Origin of the sequence: Flavobacterium helocola (genome assembly GCF_038289885.1) — a bacterium.
GTDB lineage: Bacteria > Bacteroidota > Bacteroidia > Flavobacteriales > Flavobacteriaceae > Flavobacterium > Flavobacterium cheniae.
Genome location: NZ_JBBYHT010000001.1, coordinates 581,257 through 598,058 on the forward strand (window position 1 = coordinate 581,257; position 16,802 = coordinate 598,058).

At 27.5% G+C, this 16,802-nt stretch carries 17 protein-coding genes; 12 read left to right on the top strand and 5 right to left on the bottom strand.

What is annotated here, in order from left to right:
• The first annotated feature begins 130 nt into the window (after positions 1-130).
• The 11 genes from AAEO58_RS02765 to AAEO58_RS02815 all read left to right on the top strand — a co-directional run bounded on the left by AAEO58_RS02765 (position 131) and on the right by AAEO58_RS02815 (position 11,085).
• The gene (locus tag AAEO58_RS02765; RefSeq protein ID WP_341681748.1) at positions 131-667 is read left to right on the top strand and encodes a GDP-mannose 4,6-dehydratase; all 537 of its coding nucleotides are present in this window, start codon (positions 131-133) and stop codon (positions 665-667) included.
• A complete protein-coding gene (locus tag AAEO58_RS02770; protein ID WP_341681750.1) occupies positions 627-1,031 on the top strand; it encodes a GDP-mannose 4,6-dehydratase in 405 nt (134 codons plus the stop codon). Before AAEO58_RS02765 ends, AAEO58_RS02770 begins: the two co-directional genes overlap by 41 nt.
• Positions 1,032-1,072: 41 nt before the next feature.
• Complete coding sequence (gene gmd / locus AAEO58_RS02775) at positions 1,073-2,128, top strand: GDP-mannose 4,6-dehydratase (protein ID WP_341681751.1); 1,056 nt, start codon at positions 1,073-1,075, stop codon at positions 2,126-2,128.
• A gap of 2 nt (positions 2,129-2,130) precedes the next feature.
• Positions 2,131-3,072 carry a GDP-L-fucose synthase family protein gene (locus tag AAEO58_RS02780; RefSeq protein WP_341681753.1) on the top strand — a complete coding sequence of 314 codons (942 nt, stop codon included), beginning with the start codon at positions 2,131-2,133 and terminating at the stop codon, positions 3,070-3,072.
• Positions 3,072-4,388: a lipopolysaccharide biosynthesis protein gene (locus AAEO58_RS02785; RefSeq protein ID WP_341681755.1), complete on the top strand. Its 1,317-nt coding sequence runs from the start codon at positions 3,072-3,074 to the stop codon at positions 4,386-4,388. The genes AAEO58_RS02780 and AAEO58_RS02785 overlap by 1 nt, the downstream gene beginning before the upstream one ends.
• Positions 4,381-5,121, top strand: a complete 741-nt coding sequence (locus AAEO58_RS02790; RefSeq protein WP_341681757.1) for an FkbM family methyltransferase — start codon at positions 4,381-4,383, stop codon at positions 5,119-5,121. Before AAEO58_RS02785 ends, AAEO58_RS02790 begins: the two co-directional genes overlap by 8 nt.
• A gap of 5 nt (positions 5,122-5,126) precedes the next feature.
• The gene (locus AAEO58_RS02795; protein WP_341681759.1) at positions 5,127-5,858 is read left to right on the top strand and encodes a glycosyltransferase family 2 protein; all 732 of its coding nucleotides are present in this window, start codon (positions 5,127-5,129) and stop codon (positions 5,856-5,858) included.
• 20 nt (positions 5,859-5,878) lie between these two features.
• On the top strand, positions 5,879-7,765 hold the full coding sequence (locus AAEO58_RS02800) for an ArnT family glycosyltransferase (protein ID WP_341681761.1): 1,887 nt from the start codon (positions 5,879-5,881) through the stop codon (positions 7,763-7,765).
• Between the two features lie 89 nt (positions 7,766-7,854).
• Positions 7,855-8,394 carry a hypothetical protein gene (locus AAEO58_RS02805; RefSeq protein WP_341681763.1) on the top strand — a complete coding sequence of 180 codons (540 nt, stop codon included), beginning with the start codon at positions 7,855-7,857 and terminating at the stop codon, positions 8,392-8,394.
• Positions 8,395-8,648: 254 nt separating this feature from the next.
• Complete coding sequence (locus tag AAEO58_RS02810; protein ID WP_423972050.1) at positions 8,649-9,869, top strand: O-antigen polymerase; 1,221 nt, start codon at positions 8,649-8,651, stop codon at positions 9,867-9,869.
• Positions 9,856-11,085, top strand: a complete 1,230-nt coding sequence (locus AAEO58_RS02815; protein WP_341681764.1) for an O-antigen ligase family protein — start codon at positions 9,856-9,858, stop codon at positions 11,083-11,085. Before AAEO58_RS02810 ends, AAEO58_RS02815 begins: the two co-directional genes overlap by 14 nt.
• On the opposite strand, the gene AAEO58_RS02820 is transcribed toward AAEO58_RS02815, so the two are convergent.
• Positions 11,058-12,149 (bottom strand): glycosyltransferase family 4 protein, encoded by a 1,092-nt coding sequence (locus AAEO58_RS02820; RefSeq protein WP_341681766.1) that lies wholly within the window; start codon positions 12,147-12,149, stop codon positions 11,058-11,060. The genes AAEO58_RS02815 and AAEO58_RS02820 overlap by 28 nt on opposite strands.
• 57 nt (positions 12,150-12,206) lie before the next feature.
• On the opposite strand from AAEO58_RS02820, the gene AAEO58_RS02825 reads away from it, so the two are divergent.
• The gene (locus tag AAEO58_RS02825; protein ID WP_158633796.1) at positions 12,207-13,445 is read left to right on the top strand and encodes a WcaI family glycosyltransferase; all 1,239 of its coding nucleotides are present in this window, start codon (positions 12,207-12,209) and stop codon (positions 13,443-13,445) included.
• Positions 13,446-13,466: 21 nt separating this feature from the next.
• Here the strand turns inward: AAEO58_RS02825 and AAEO58_RS02830 are convergent, their stop codons facing one another.
• Genes AAEO58_RS02830 through rfbC form a run of 4 tightly spaced genes read right to left on the bottom strand, consistent with a single transcriptional unit; the run spans position 13,467 to position 16,776 of the window.
• Complete coding sequence (locus AAEO58_RS02830) at positions 13,467-14,216, bottom strand: head GIN domain-containing protein (protein ID WP_341681769.1); 750 nt, start codon at positions 14,214-14,216, stop codon at positions 13,467-13,469.
• Position 14,217: 1 nt separating this feature from the next.
• Positions 14,218-15,315, bottom strand: a complete 1,098-nt coding sequence (locus tag AAEO58_RS02835) for an acyloxyacyl hydrolase (RefSeq protein WP_341681770.1) — start codon at positions 15,313-15,315, stop codon at positions 14,218-14,220.
• A gap of 4 nt (positions 15,316-15,319) precedes the next feature.
• Complete coding sequence (gene rfbD, locus AAEO58_RS02840; RefSeq protein WP_341681771.1) at positions 15,320-16,231, bottom strand: dTDP-4-dehydrorhamnose reductase; 912 nt, start codon at positions 16,229-16,231, stop codon at positions 15,320-15,322.
• Positions 16,225-16,776, bottom strand: coding sequence for a dTDP-4-dehydrorhamnose 3,5-epimerase (rfbC, locus tag AAEO58_RS02845; RefSeq protein ID WP_341681772.1), 552 nt, complete (start codon positions 16,774-16,776; stop codon positions 16,225-16,227). Before rfbC ends, rfbD begins: the two co-directional genes overlap by 7 nt.
• Positions 16,777-16,802: the final 26 nt, after the last annotated feature.

Consider the following 16,802-nt stretch of genomic DNA (forward strand, 5'->3'; position numbering starts at 1 on the left):
TTGATTGTTTTATATTTATTGCAAGTTATATAATAATTTTAATTATAAACAATGTATTATTGAATTTATATATAGAAAAAAATTCTTTACTATCTTTATAATTTTATATTTGCATTTAAATCTTTTTTAAGTGAAAAAAGCTATAGTTACAGGAATTAGTGGTCAAGATGGTGCTTATTTAGCAAAATTATTGTTATCAAACAATTATAAAGTTTTTGGTATTGTTAGAACTAATTTAAAAAGTTTCTCTAATTTAGAATATTTAAAAATCAACAATGAAATTGAATTTGTTTACTGTGATTTATTAAACATAAGTGAAGTAGAAAAAACAATAAACGACATAAACCCTGACGAAATTTATAACTTAGCAGCTCAAAGTTCTGTTTTTCAATCTTACTTGCAGCCAATTACTACTTTTGAATTTAATACCATTAGTGTTTTTAATTTAATTGAATCTATAAAAAAAATAAATCCGAAAATAAAACTATATCAAGCCAGTAGTAGCGAAATGTTTGGAAGAGTAAAAAACCTTCCTATAAACGAGGAAAGTGTAATTCATCCTGTTAGTCCATATGCTATTTCTAAAGTTGCCGCTCATTACACTTGTGTAAATTATAGAGAAAGCTATGATATGTTTATATCTTGCGGAATCCTATTTAAGAAATGAAAACTTCGTCGTAAAAAAAGTAATTCGTGAAAGTTTAGAGATTTCATTAAATAAAAAAGATGATTTAAAAGTTGGTAATATTGATATTAAAAGAGATTTTGGTTATACCCCAAAATATGTAGAAGCAATGTATTTAATGCTTCAACAGGAAACTGCCTCAGATTATTTGGTTTGTTCTGGGCAATCAGTTAGTCTAAAAGAAATTATTTATTATGTTTTTGATCGATTGAACATTTCCAAATCTAAATGTATTATTGATAAAACGCTATACAGACCGTCTGATATTGAAGATATTTATGGAACTAACGAAAAAGCAAAAAAAGAATTAAATTGGCAATATGATTTAAACTTTTTGCCGTTTTAGATATATTACTTGAAGAAGAGATAAAAAATTATAAAAAATAAATGAAAACAGCATTAATTACAGGAATTAACGGTCAAGATGGTTCATATTTGGCTGAACTATTGTTAGAAAAAGGATATCAAGTTCATGGTATAATAAGAAGAAGTTCAACTTTTAATACAGAAAGAATTGAGCATTTATACATAGAATCATTAATAAAAGATTTGCATTCAAAACAAAAAATCAAACTTCATTATGGTGATATGACGGATTCTACCAATTTGATTCGATTAATCCAACAAATAAAACCAGACGAAATTTACAACTTAGCCGCGCAATCGCATGTAAAAGTTTCTTTTGAGTTACCAGAATACACTGCAGAAACAGATGGAATAGGTACACTAAGATTATTAGAAGCTATTCGAATTTGTGGTTTAGAACAGAAAACTAAAATTTATCAAGCATCTACTTCTGAATTGTTTGGAAAAGTGCAAGAAATTCCTCAAACCGAAACAACTCCATTTTATCCAAGAAGTCCTTACGGTGTTGCAAAAATTTATGCGTTTTGGATTACTAAAAACTATAGAGAATCGTATAACATTTTTGCTGTTAACGGAATTCTTTTTAATCACGAATCAGAACGTAGAGGAGAAACTTTTGTAACCCGAAAAATTACTTTGGCTGCTGCAAGAATTAAGCACGGTTTGCAAGAAAAACTATATTTAGGTAATTTAAATTCTCTTAGAGATTGGGGTTATGCAAAAGATTATGTAGAATGTATGTGGCTCATGTTACAACAAGATGTGCCTGAAGATTATGTAATTGCAACTGGCGAACAACACTCTGTACGCGAATTTTGTGAATTAGCATTTAAAGAAGTTGGTATCACAATTGTTTGGGAAGGAACAAATGAAAACGAAAAAGGAATTTGTAAAGAAACAGGCAAAATATTAATTGAGGTTGATCCAAATTATTACCGTCCTGCCGAAGTAGAAACATTATTAGGTGATCCAAGTAAAGCAAAAAACCAATTGGGCTGGAATCCAACCAGAACTTCTTTTGAAGAATTGGTTAAAATAATGGTTCAGCACGATTTAGATTATGTAAAAAGAAATTAAAAATGGAAAAAGCATCTAAAATTTTTGTAGCTGGTGCAAATGGAATGGTAGGTTCTGCAATTGTAAGAGAATTACAAAAAAATGGTTATGAGAACTTACTTTTACCAAATTCTAAAGCTTTAGATTTAAGAAATCAAGAAGCGGTGGCTGCTTTTTTTGAAAAAAATAAACCAGAATATGTTTTTTTAGCGGCCGCAAAAGTAGGTGGGATTTATGCAAACAATACCTATCCTGCGGAGTTTTTGTATGACAACATGATGATTCAAAACAATGTTATACATCATGCATATCTTAACAATGTGAAAAAACTATTATTTTTAGGAAGCTCGTGCATTTATCCAAAATTTGCACAACAACCCATAAATGAAAATAGTTTGTTAACAGACACTTTGGAGCCAACAAATGAAGCTTACGCAATAGCTAAAATTTCAGGTGTTGAAATGTGTAAGTTTTATAAAAAACAATATGGTTGCCAATTTATTTCTGCTATGCCTACCAATTTATATGGCATTAATGATAATTTCAACATAGAAAACTCACATGTTTTACCTGCTTTATTGAGAAAATTTGTTGAAGCCAAAAACAAAAACGAAAAAAATGTAACCGTTTGGGGAACAGGCACTCCTTTGAGAGAGTTTTTATATGTTGATGATTTAGCCGAAGCTTGTTTGTTTTTAATGCTACATTACAACGAAGAATCAACCATAAACGTAGGCACTGGAGTTGAAATTTCAATTAAAGAATTAGCTGAGACTATAAAAGAAAAGGTTGGTTTTAAAGGTGAATTAGTTTTTGATACTACAAAACCAGATGGCACCCCAAGAAAACTATTAGACGTTTCAAAAATTAATAATTTGGGTTGGAAACATAAAATAGACCTTAACGACGGAATTCAAAAAACAATTGATTGGTTACATCAAACAAATTTTTCTTCTTTTAAATAATGCTAAATAAAATCTCAAATAATCATTTAATCATGAGTGGTATTTACAAAGGAATCTCTGGGATTTCTTTGTTTGTATCTATAAGAATATTATTGGATTATTTAGGAGATGAAAATTATGGGCTTTGGGTATTAGTATTTACTTTGTTTCAATTGGTTTTGTTAATGGATTTTGGCATTCAAAGCTCATTAAAAACAAAAATACCGGTTTTAGTTCATGAAGAGAAATTTGAGCTCATAAAAAGTTATATAAAATCTACCTATAAAATATCGGGTTACATAGCTCTTTTTATTTTTTTAGGTTTTTTTTTGCTTTCGTTTGTTGTTGATTTAAAATCACTTTTCAACATTGATTTTCACAGTAATTTATTTGTTTCCTTTCTTTTTATTTTAAACGTATTTTTCTTTTGCATCAACTTTGTGGCAAACATTCATAAATCGCTTTATGTAGCTTATTTAAAAGGAAAATATTCTGAAGAATCTTTAGCCGTAAACCAAATTGGGTTATTGGTACTGTTTTTTCTACTCATCTCTTTATTCCCAAAAATAAATGCAACCGAAAAGTTAATTGCAATTTCTATAATAAATGGATTATTTACTTTTTTAGTAAACCTTTTCTATACGTTTCGTTTTTTTAAAATGACCTCGCTAAACCTAGCCACAAAATTAAAAACAGGTAGCGAATTTTTGAAAGGAATTTTAAAATTAGGATTCAAATATATGGTCATCCAAGTTGGAATGTTAATTGTGTTTTCATTTGATAATTATATTATTTCAAATGCATTTAATCCAACACTCGTAACGCCATACGAAATAGTTAATAAGCTTTTTCAATTTCCTTTAATGATACTTTTTGCTGCTATATCCCCTCTTTGGTCTATGTTTGCAAAAAACTATATTGAAAAAAATAAATCGGCCTTATTAAACTCGTTTAAAAAATTTAACTACTCTTTCATTGCTATTTGCGTTTTAGTATCAATAGGTATGATAATTAGCCCATTTATTATCTCTATATGGATCAAAGAAGCCATAATAATTCCGACTTATTTAATACTTCTAACAGGAATTGTAACACTTTTAAGAATATTTGCTACCTTTTATAGCTTTTTTTTAAATGGAATTGGTAATTTAAATACTTACATTAGTATTTTAGTAATAAGTGTACTTGTAAAAATACCCTTATCCTATTTTTTTGTAGATTTGGGCTTTGGAATAAATAGTGTAATGATTTCAACGCTAATTTTAATGTTGTTTTGGGTAATAATTATACCTTATAAATGTTACGCTTTAGTTAATAAACTCTCGGAAAATGAATAATTTTATATATAAAAACAAAAGCTTTTTATTGAAGATAAAAAGAGCCATAAACAATACCTGTGGATTAGAAATTTTAAAGTATCCTACACCAGAACTAGACCGTAGAATTAAACTATTAAAAAATTACAACATTGATGTAATCATAGACGTTGGTGCTAACATTGGTCAATATGGCGCTGAGTTAAGAAACATTGGTTACCAAGGGAAAATTATTTCGTTTGAGCCTACTTCAGAGGCTTTTCAAAAACTTCAAAAAACGGCTTCTAAAGATAATTCTTGGGAAGTTTATAACATGTCATTAGGAGAACGAGATGGCGAGTCTACTATAAACATCTCTAAAAACTCAGTAAGTAGTTCAATTTTAAAAGATTTACCACAACTTACAGAAAGCGCTCCCGAAGCAACTTTTATTAAAAAAGAAACTATAAAAATCAAAAAATTAGATAGTATTTTTGAAGACTTAAAAATAAAAGGCAAAAACATATACTTAAAAATTGATACGCAAGGTTATGAAAAAATGGTGCTTGATGGTGCTGTAAACTCATTACAAAACATCATAGGAATTCAAATAGAAATGGCATTAATACCTTCTTATGAAGGCAGCTTAACTTTTGAAGAAATGAGTGCTAATCTAAAAAACTTAGGATTCAAACTAACCACTATTGAAAGCGGACACTATAACAAAAAAACAGGGGAACTTCTTGAAGTGGATGGCGTATTTTTTAAAAACTAAACATGATGGAAAATTTATTCAACAAACTATCTATAGTAATTCCTGCTTATAACGAAGGACCAACCATTCATTTTATTTTAGATAAATTACAACGTGTAACTTTATTAAATAATATTGAAAAAGAGATTATAATTGTAAACGATTGCTCTAAAGACAATACCGAAGAAGCTGTAAAAAACTACATGGCTCAAAATCCAAGTTTAAACATACAATATTTTAAACACGAGGTTAATAAAGGAAAAGGAGCTGCTTTACATTCGGGAATTCAAAAAGCTACTGGTGAATATCTTATTATTCAAGATGCCGATTTAGAATATGATCCAGAAGAGTATAATTTATTACTAAAACCTGTTTTAGATGGTTTTGCTGATGTGGTTTATGGGAGTAGATTTATGGGAGGAAACCCACATAGAATTTTGTTTTTTTGGCACACACTAGGAAATAAATTCCTTACTTTTTTATCTAATATGTTTACCAATCTAAATTTAACAGATATGGAAACTTGTTATAAAATGTTTAATGCCAAAATTATACAGTCGATACCATTACAAGAAAAAAGATTTGGCTTTGAGCCGGAAGTAACCGCTAAAATTTCAAGAATTCCAAAAATTCGAATTTATGAAGTAGGAATCTCATACTATGGGCGAACGTATGAAGAAGGAAAGAAAATAGGCTGGAAAGATGGCTTTAGAGCCATATATTGTATTTTAAAATATGGATTATTTAAAATGAAATAAATTATTTTAACTAAATATTTATGCTGATTTTTTTAACAATACTTCTCTTTTTCACATTATTTCTAAATTTAAGATTTAATAGTTCAATTTCTGTAAATATTATTAAATCAATACTTAGTTTTGGATTTACCACTTATTTTATAACCGAGCTTTTAAGCTTAATGAATAATTTAAATTTATATGGTATAATTATTAGTTGGTTAGTTGTTTCAATCATTTTAATTTTTTTAATTTTTAAAACTAAGTCTAAAATTGATTTGTTTTGTTTCTTAAAAAAAATAAAATGCTTTACCGTTACCCAAAAAATATATTTTATAATAATCTGTCTGATATTTTTACTTATACTTTTTCAAGGGATAATATATCCTCCAAATAACTGGGATTCATTAACTTACCACATGTCTCGGATTATGTATTGGTTGGGGAATGAGAATTTGAATCATTTTCCTACTCATATTTTAAGACATTTATACCAACCTCCTTTTGCAGAATATATCATTATGCACGTGAATGTTTTACAGGGAAATGATTATTTTTCGAATTCAATTCAGTTACTGTTTTTAGTTTTCTGTTTATTTCCTTTGAATGAAATATTAAATGTTTTTGGAGTTGGAAGATCATCAAAATTAATTTCATATTTATTCTGCATTACAACCCCATCTGTTTTATTACAAGCATCAACAACTAAAAACGATATCGTTTGTGCTTTTTTTATTTTAACTTCAATATTGTTCTTATATAAATGTTACAAAGAATCAACATTGTCAAACTATTTATTTCTTGGTATTTCCATTGGATTAGGGATGCTAACTAAAGGAACTTTTTATATTTTTTTATTTCCAGCGTTATTAATATTTCTGTTTTTTTTAGTAAAACAGATGTTACTTGAAATGAAATTTAAACCAATATTATATGGCTTGCTATCTGTTTTTATTTTATCTATTATAAATATTGGTCATTTTTCACGAAATTATGCTGTAAATAATCATATTTTAAATATTGATGAAGTTGAAAACAACATGTACTCGAATCAAGAAATGAATTTTGCGTTTTTTAGCTCTAATTTACTAAAAAATATAGGTTTGCATATGGGCTATCCTATTAACAACATCTATGAAGATGTTATTCATGACTTACACCAGGAAATTGACGTTTCTATAGATGATCCAAAATTAAACTATAACAACTCCAAATACTCAACTCCTCTAAATTATGAAACTCATGAGGATTTAGTACCAAATACATTTCATTTTCTTCTTCTTTTAATTACTTCTTTATGTTTGATCCTCTATTCTTTTTATAAAAAGGAATATAAATCTCTGATTCCTTTAATTATTTTAATATTACAGATATTTATTTTTTGCATTTATTTAAAATGGCAACCGTGGCATACTAGATTACACATACCTATGTTTATTATTGGTACTATCATAATAGGACAATTTTTAAATATAACTAAAAAAACAATTTATATTTTACCATTAATCTTAATAATATCCTTAAATTTCTGTTTCTATTTTACATATAATAGTTTGAGACCTATTAAAACGGATTTAAAGTATACAAAAGATATTAATATTAAAGATGAAAGACTCTTAAAATATTTTAGTAATCAACTTCCTCTTTTTGAAGATTATAACGAGATAATTAATTTAATGAATGAAGACAAACCTAAAATTGTTGGTTTAACACTATCCGATTGGGAATATCCTTTATTCAACTCATATTATTATGATAAAATATCATTAAAATCAATTAATGTAAACAATGTTACTAAAAAAATATCCCAAGATGATTCAAATTTAGATGTATTGATATTAAATTTAAATGTCCCAGAATATATTTTTAAAGGTAAAAAATATACTAATATGACCAAAAGCAATAAATACATTTGGTACTACAAATAACCTTTAATTTTATTTGTAACCGTTAATAAAAAAAATTTATTAACATTTGAATTTAATTTATATATTTGCACAAAATTTATACTTAAAAAATGAAAACAAATTTTATTCCTTCACTAGTTTGCTTATTGTTTTTAACTTTTTCATGTGGTAAAAGCGAAAAAGATAACGAAGATCAAAATAAACCTGAAACAAACCCTGTTGAATTAACGATAGAACACAAGTATTTGTTAAACGATACTTTTAAAATTTTTTACAGTAAAGACATTAATACACCAATTGATGGAAGTACTGAAATGACAACTCAAGTTATTGGTACGGATGGTTTTCAAAAAACCACATTTGTACTTCCTATTGGAGATTATCCAAAGGTAATACGTTTAGATGTTGGAAATAACCAAGATGCAGAATCAATTGAAATAAAAGGTATTCAAATTACTCATGGAGATGCTATAATTGATAATAGTGATTGGATTACTACAACTAATTGGTCTCCTAATACTAGTTTAGTAGTTGATACTAAATCTCCAAACATTTACAAAATAGTTCCTGTTGATGGTAAAAAAGGACCTGTTTTTATGTCTAACATTGTGGTAAACGAAAAGTTGGATAAGTATTTTAGAGGAAAATAAAAACAACAATATTATTTTATCAAAAGGCACTTAATGTGCCTTTTTTTATTAAAATCAAACAAATGGGTAAAACAACTTTTTTAAAAATTATTAGTATTGTATTTCTAGTAATGTTTGTTTTTCTAGAAGTTCCTATTTTAACTAAAAGTTCATTTCTTGTAAATCTTTTAGTTTTATTAGGCTTTACCTATTATAACATTAGAGTTGAAAAAGAGTTTTCTCCTTTTCTAAGTGTTTTTATTGTTTTTAATTTATTGTTTTTTATTGTTGCACCATTAATTCAAATAAATGAAATTGTAAGTGTTGGATATAAAGGCACTGGATCATTTATTCAAGCTTTTCCTTTTTATGAAAGTATTTGTATAAGAGCTAATCTATACATTTTAATTTTTAATTGTGTTTTTGCATTTTTTTATCTTTACTTTAAAAAAATAATTACTACAAAAACTACCATTAAAAAAGAGTATAAAAACACACCAATTGTCTTATTGTTTTTATTTCTATTCTGTATAATTGTTTTTTTAATTAATATTCAAACGGTCATTTTTCAATTTCAGCATGAATATTATGAAGAAGCAGAGCAAACTTCTGTTTCAAAATATTTAATAGTTCAAAAATTCTTGTTTTTTATTCCTTTAGCAGGTATAATATTGTCTTATTTTTATTTAAAATCAAAAGATAGGACTTCTAAAAATTATAAGTTTGTATTGTTTTTCTTTATAGGATTTTTAACAATTTTATTAATTCTGAAAAATCCCTTAACTGAAAAAAGAAATGCATTGGGTCCGTTATATATTACTTTGTTATTTTTATTTTTTAGAAAATATTTGTCTGATAATTACAAGGTATTAAGATTTATGTTCGTTTCAATGGTATTCTTTTTCCCTTTAATGTCTATTATTACGCATTCTAGATATTCGTTGTCGCAAATGATCGCAAAACCAATTTTACTATATAAAAACATTGAATATTTGAGTGTTGCAGACGCATTTAATTCTCTACATTATGATGCTTATCCAAATTTTTTAGCCACTATTGATTATTTTGATAATAAAACAATCGTTTATGGAGAACAATTGCTATGTAGCTTATTTTTCTTTGTTCCAAGAAGTATTTGGGAATCAAAACCAGACACAACAGGCTTTGTTGTTGGAAATTATCTAATTGATAAATATAAGTTTAATTGGGATAATTTGTCAAATCCATATATTTCAGAAGGTTATATAAATTTTGGTTTTATAGGTATCTTACTTTTTGCGGTTATTCTTAGCTTTGTTTTTGTTAAAATGATAAAATGGTTACAAAGTGGAGATATACTAAAATCTATATTTGCATTTTATTTCGCAATCTATTTAATGTATTTCCTAAGAGGAGATTTAACAAGCGGATTTGCTTATATAATGGCTTTTTTGTTTGCTGTTGTATATTTACCTAAAATATTTTTTCTATTTATAAACTACTATGCTAAAAAGTAAACTTTTTTCTGAAAATTTTATTCAAATATTATTACTTATTAACTCTATAACACTTGTAATTCCAAATAAATTTAAGGCTTATGGCATTGCTTTATTTTTAATTTTTACAATAATTTATAGCGTAAATAATAATTTGGAAAAGAAAGAATTTGAATATAAAAAATTGTTTTCTATTAGCATTTTATTATTTCTCTTTATATTGAGTTTAACGTATTCATTAACTTTTAACAAAGGTTTTAATAGAATATCTACAATGGCTTCAATACTAGTTTTTCCAATAATATTTGGGCTTCTAACAAAATCTTCTTTTAAAATTACTAAAACATTACAAAATAAAGTTTTTTTGGGGTTTATACTATCAAATTTTATATTTATAATTTTTAGCTTTTTATATTTTTGGAATCAAGAATTTACTTTTTCACAAACCATCATACACTACTCTAATTTAATTAATATAAGATTAGGCCTATATTCTATTCATCCTATTTATTTGTCGCTTTATATAGGTGTTTCCATGTTAATCCTAATGTATTTAATTAGAGAAACAAAAAACTTTAAAACAAAAATAATTAGTGGAGTTTTAATATTGTTCTTTTGCGTAATTCTGGCCATTTTAATGAGAAAAGGACCGATTATATTTTTTTTAATTTCTTTAATTTATCTCTTATTAAATTATTTCAAAATTAGAAAAACCATAATTGGAGTTTTCTTTTTTATAGTAACTACTTTTATAGCAATACAATATTTACCAAAATATAAAAATTTTAATCGTTTTGATGAAATCACTAGTTCAAATGCATTAGAAAATCCATCATCTTCAACTGCAATTAGATATAAAATTTACGATTGTTCAATTCTAAAGATTTCAGAAAGTCCGTTTATTGGATATGGTGTTGGAAATACGCAACAACAATTAGACCCATGTTATGTTGAAAAAGGAATAGACTTATCAATAAAAACTTACAATTGTCATAATCAATACTTTAGTATTCTATTAACAACTGGTATTATAGGGCTTATAATCTATTTTTTAGGATTGTATAACGTTATTTCTGAATTTTTAAAAAACAATAATCACTTGGCTATGAGTATATTAATATATTTTTTATTAAACTTCTTAACCGAAAATATTATTGAAAGAGAAAATGGGATGATATTATATTCCTTCTTTTTGTCTTATTTTGTTTTCTATCCTAAACTCTCCAAAGAATCATAAAACTCTCTAGTTTCTCTACTACATTTTTGCCAACTATAATTTTTAGAGGCTTCAAAACCCATTTCAATAACAGAAGATCTAAAATCTGAGCGATTCAAATTGGAAAATTTTGCGTTAAATTCAGAAACTGATAAAGCATCCAACAATATAGCAGACTTTTCTGCAACCTCTCTAATAATAGCGTTGTCAATACTAATAACTGGACAACCAGCTCGCATTGCCTCTACTACCGGAATTCCAAAACCTTCATAACTTGATGGATAAACCAATGCTTTTGCAAGGTTAAACAAAACATTTAATTCAAAATTTTCTACTGATTTTAAATGAGTAACTCTCAGTAAAGCATCATCTGAAAATAATTTCTTTTCATCTTCCGTAATTTCACCACCACCAACAACTACAATTTTTAACAGAGGATTATCATTTACAACCGAAACCACAAAATCAAAGTTTTTATATCCTTTTCTGCCACCTACAAATAATATAAAATCATCAGCCAATTTTTTATCTGCGATAAACTGTTGCTCTTTTAATGTATACTCTTTAATCGGAAAATAATCATTACTAACTCCATTATGAATCACTGTAGCTCTTTGATTCTTTTTTAAAGTGTAAAATTTGTTTAAATCATTGAAGGTATTGTGAGAAATACAAATAATTCCTTTTGATCTTTTTATAGCGTTAAACTTCAAAAAATTATGCAGTTGCTTTTTAGGAAAACTAGAATAATAACTATGAATGAAGTCATGTACAGTAGTAACTTCGATTTTATTTTTACAACCATTTAAACCTCTATAATAACTTGAATGAAAAATTAATTTCTCATCTGAAGTATAAGATATCGGCATAAATCTATGAATGGAGTCTGATTTTACTTCTTTTATGCTTTGTGAAGATAAATTGAGTTTTTTTCTATGAAAATTTTCTTTGGCATCAATACTTTCAAAATAAGTTAACTCATCTTGGTTTTGTTTTTCTAAATATTCAATTAATTCATACCAATAATTAGAAACGCCTCCGTTTTTTACTTTAGAAAAAATAATATTGTCTAAATAAATCTTCATTTTATTTTATGTTTTTTTACCTAATTGTTTAATAAATTATATTTTTGTAAAAAAAAGTTGAACACGAAAAAAACTATTACAATTTTTACTGGAAATTATGCTCCAGAAGACACCGCAATAGGGTTATATACTTCTCAATTTGCAACTTTTTTATCAAACAAAGGTTATGATGTTTCAGTAATAACAGGTTTTCCATATTATCCTAAATGGAAAATTGCAGAAACCTATAAAGACAAAAATACTTATTTTACCGAAATAATCGATGGTATAACTGTATTTAGATACAAACAATTTGTGCCTAAAAAAGTTACTTTTTTGGGTAGAATTAAATTAATGCTAAGTTTAACTTGGGGTAGTTTTCAAAACACCAAAAAAATTAAAGAGACGGATTTAGTTATTTGCCTTGTTCCTTTAACACTTTCTATTCTTCCAGCCTATATATTAGCCAAAAAGAAAAATGCAAAATTATGGATTCATGTTCAAGATTTCGAATTTGATTTAGCATTTCAGTCTGGATTATTAAACACGAATTTTTTTGGAAATCTAATCAAAATGATGGTCTTGAACTTTGAAACATTTTTATTTAATAAAGCAACTATAATTAGCAGCATCAGTTATAATATGATGGAAAAAGCGATTGGAAAAACTAAATTTAAATCTATTTTTTATTTTCCAAATTGGGTTTCTGTCAACAATATAAATCCAACTATTGCAAAACAACACAACTACATTAATCCAGATAAATTTACATTGCTTTATTCAGGAAATGTAGGAGAAAAACAAGATTGGCTTTTTTTTGAGAATTTTTGTAAAGAAATAAATGCTGATAATGATTTAGAAATCGTTATTGTTGGTGATGGTGCTTATATGCAAAAATTAAAAACTAAATTGGCAGCATTTTCTTTTATCAAGTTTTATGAGCCTGTACCTTACAATGAATTAAATAATCTTTTGTGTAGTGCCAATGTTCATTTTTTATTTCAAAAAACAGATGTTCAAGATACCGTAATGCCATCAAAAATTCTTGGAATGATGGCCAGTGGAAAACCTTCAATTATAACAGGAAACAAAGACTCTGAAGTAGCAAAAATTTTTAAAGAAAATAATCTTAGTGGCTTTTTCTCAGAAAACAACACAAAACAAGTTGTTGATTATCTTCTAGAAATAAAAAAAGAAAAAAATATTGCTTCACAAGTTGGAGAAAAAGCAAAACATTTTGTTCTCGATAATTTTTCTGAAAACACTATTCTAGAAAATTTTGAAGCAAAAGTCAATTCAATTATTGAAAAAAAATAGTATATCAATAAGACTATATTTTTAATTCATTATTAATCTACCTCTAAAATGTTGAATAACAGTTGGTGGTAAATTTGGAATATTTTTCAAAACTACATTTCCGGTACTGTAAATATCTCCTGAAATTGAATTAATAGGAAACAATATCACATCATTTGAACCTCTGTGATAAAATGTAATGGTATTAGCAACTAAATTTTCTCCATAAAAAATTCCATTTCCCCAAGAGAAAAAAACATGTAAATTTTCTGTTTGTCCGGTTAAATAAAAATTGGAAACGTTATTGCTTTCCACATAAAAATTAGTGCTATTTAATGCCAATCTAAAGTCGCCAGTTCCAGCACCATCGCTAATATCAATTGAAAACAATTTTAAATCAGAATAATTTAAAACTCCATCACTTCTTATTTCTTGATCAGTTTTAGAATGAATTTCTGTTAAATTTGGAGCGGTTACATAAACCGTGGTTTGTCCATAATCACGGGCAATATTACAAGTTGAATTGTCTTTAACAACAAGCATATCACCATTTAATTTCACATCTATATCATCAATAATATTATCTGATGTTACTACTTTAACTTCATAAATTGGACCATCTTTTACCACTAAACCTACGCCGTCGTAAACTTTAATTTTAGTGAAATTTTCTAATGGAAACGTTTGGGTAATTGGATTACCATTTCCTTTGAAACAATCTTCAGAAATACCACAACTGGTTACCAAAATTAGGCAACATATAGAAACGATATGTAAAACAAATTTTTTCATATTATAATCGTACACCAATAGTAGCTTCAATAGCTTCGGCTCTTCCGCCGTGCGTTTTTAAACCTACACCAGTAAAAATATTTTTATAAAGATAATATTTTATGCCTATTCTTTGGTACAGATCAATTTCATAATCAAGGGGCTTATAAACATAATAACCAACCTGTGCTTCAATGGATAACTTATTAATAAACAACTCGTGTCCAACAAACAATCCGATTCGTTTATAATCGGTGTCTGGATCAGCATAAGAATGATGACTCTCTGGAAAAGCTACCGATACAAATTCTATATAATCTTGTAAATATCTGGAAAAGAAAACATCCGTACCAAGTTGTAAAGCACTTTTTCTTCCAATTCGTTTATCGGCATACAAACCAATGTGATAAAATTGACGTTGACCCAAATGTGGAACAGGTCCTTCTGAAATTCCTGTTCTAAAAGCGATATTGTATTTGATTCGTTCTTTGTAAGTGTCTTTTGATGGTAACGAATCAACTATAAATTCTTGTTTATCATTAAAATTATAATTCAATCCCACGTTAAAAGCAATCGTATTAATGCCACTGTTGGGTGCTTTAAATCTTCCATTAGAAAAATGAGTCAGCATAAATCCTGCTTGTAAGCCTATTTTATCAATGATGTTTTCCTTCTTATATTGTAATAAAAAGTAGTTATTGTCCATGAATTTAGTTCCGAATGCATTGTTTTTGTTGTTGGTTTCCTTGTCATAAGGAGACGAAGTCATACCAATACCTTGCGAAATTCGAAACATCAACTGACGCTTGAAAAAATAAAAGTTATAATGTACTCCAACCGCATGATTAACCCCTAAATATTGGTTTTTGAAGTCTAAATAATGATATGAAATACCATAATCGGGATAATTGTAGACTTGTTGCCATTCTTTTTTTCCAAAGGTTTTCCAGTTGTAACTTAGCAAAAATCCGTCGGGATGACCTGTGATTAAATGGCCAATATCGTTGGTGTGTTTATAAACATTTCCTCTGAAAAGTTGCACATCAAAATAGGTTGATGCTTTTTCTTGAGAGAAAGAAAAAAAGAAGGAAAAGCAAAAAAGTAAAATTGTTTTTTTCATGAATTTACAATTGTTTTAAACATGCACTTAAACTAGTTTGCCAATCATTAATTTTAATATCAAATGTGCTTCTAATTTTTGTTTTATCTAAAACACTATACGCTGGCCTTTTGGCTGGCGTAGGATAGGCTGAAGTTCGAATAGGTTTTAAATCTATTGAAACTCCATTTTGGCGAAATATTTCATTAGCAAAATCATACCAAGAACATTGCCCTTCGTTACTGAAATTGTAAATTCCAAAACTTGAAACCTGAAACTTGAAACTTGAAACCATTATAACTATCAAAACCTCAGCTAAATCAACAGCGTTTGTTGGTGTTCCAATTTGGTCTGCAACAACAGAAAGACTAACACGTTCCAAAGCTAATCGCAGCATGGTTTTCATAAAGTTGTTTCCAAATTGAGAATATACCCAAGAAGTTCTAATAATAAAATGCTTCTCCCAATTAGCTTGAATAGCTTGTTCTCCTTGTAATTTTGTTAAACCATAAACACCACTTGGAAAAGGCACATCGGTTTCTGTAAGGCCTAAATTACTTTTTAAAGGCAATCTAAGTTCTCTATCATAATAGGCGATTCCTTCAGAAAAATAGGCATCAAAAACAAAATCAGTAGAAATATGGATTAAAATGGTGTTGAATTTTTTGCAAGTAATGGCTAAGTTTTCTGCACCGTTTGCATTGATATCAAAAGCTTTCGCTGGTTCACTTTCGGCTTTGTCAACCGCTGTGTAAGCCGCTGCATTGATACAAAATTGAGGTTTAAACTCATCAAAAACAACTTGACAATTTTCTAAATTAGTAATATCTAAGTCAGAAGAAGAACAAAACACAAAATCTATTTCAGGATATTTTCCAGAAATAGATTGAATAGCTTGTCCTAACTGCCCATTTGCTCCTGTTACCAATACTACCATACTTTTTTAGCATTTTGTAAATTAGGTAATACTTTATCTTTATCAGAAATAATTAAATCTTGAACAGGAAAATTCCAATCGATATTAACGGTATTATCGTTATACATTAGGCCTCCTTCAGATTCTTTATTATAAAAATTATCGCATTTATAAAAAAATGTAGCTGTTTCAGATAACACTAAAAATCCATGAGCAAAACCTCTTGGTACAAAAAACTGGGTTTGATTTTCTGCCGAAAGCAAAACCGCCTCATATTGACCAAATGTATCTGATTCTGGACGTAAATCTACTGCAACATCTAAAACTTCTCCATCAAGTACACGAACTAACTTAGCTTGTGCATGAGAACCACATTGATAATGTAATCCTCTTAAAACACCTTTATTTGAAAACGATTGATTGTCTTGCACAAAAGTTACTTTTTGCCCAACTCCTTCTTGAAAAGTCTTTTCGTTAAAACTTTCCATGAAGTAACCTCGTTCATCTTTAATTATTTTAGGTTCAAGGATAAAACATCCTTTAAGTTTGGTTTCTATAAATTTCATAAAAATAATGTGTCAATTGGACGATA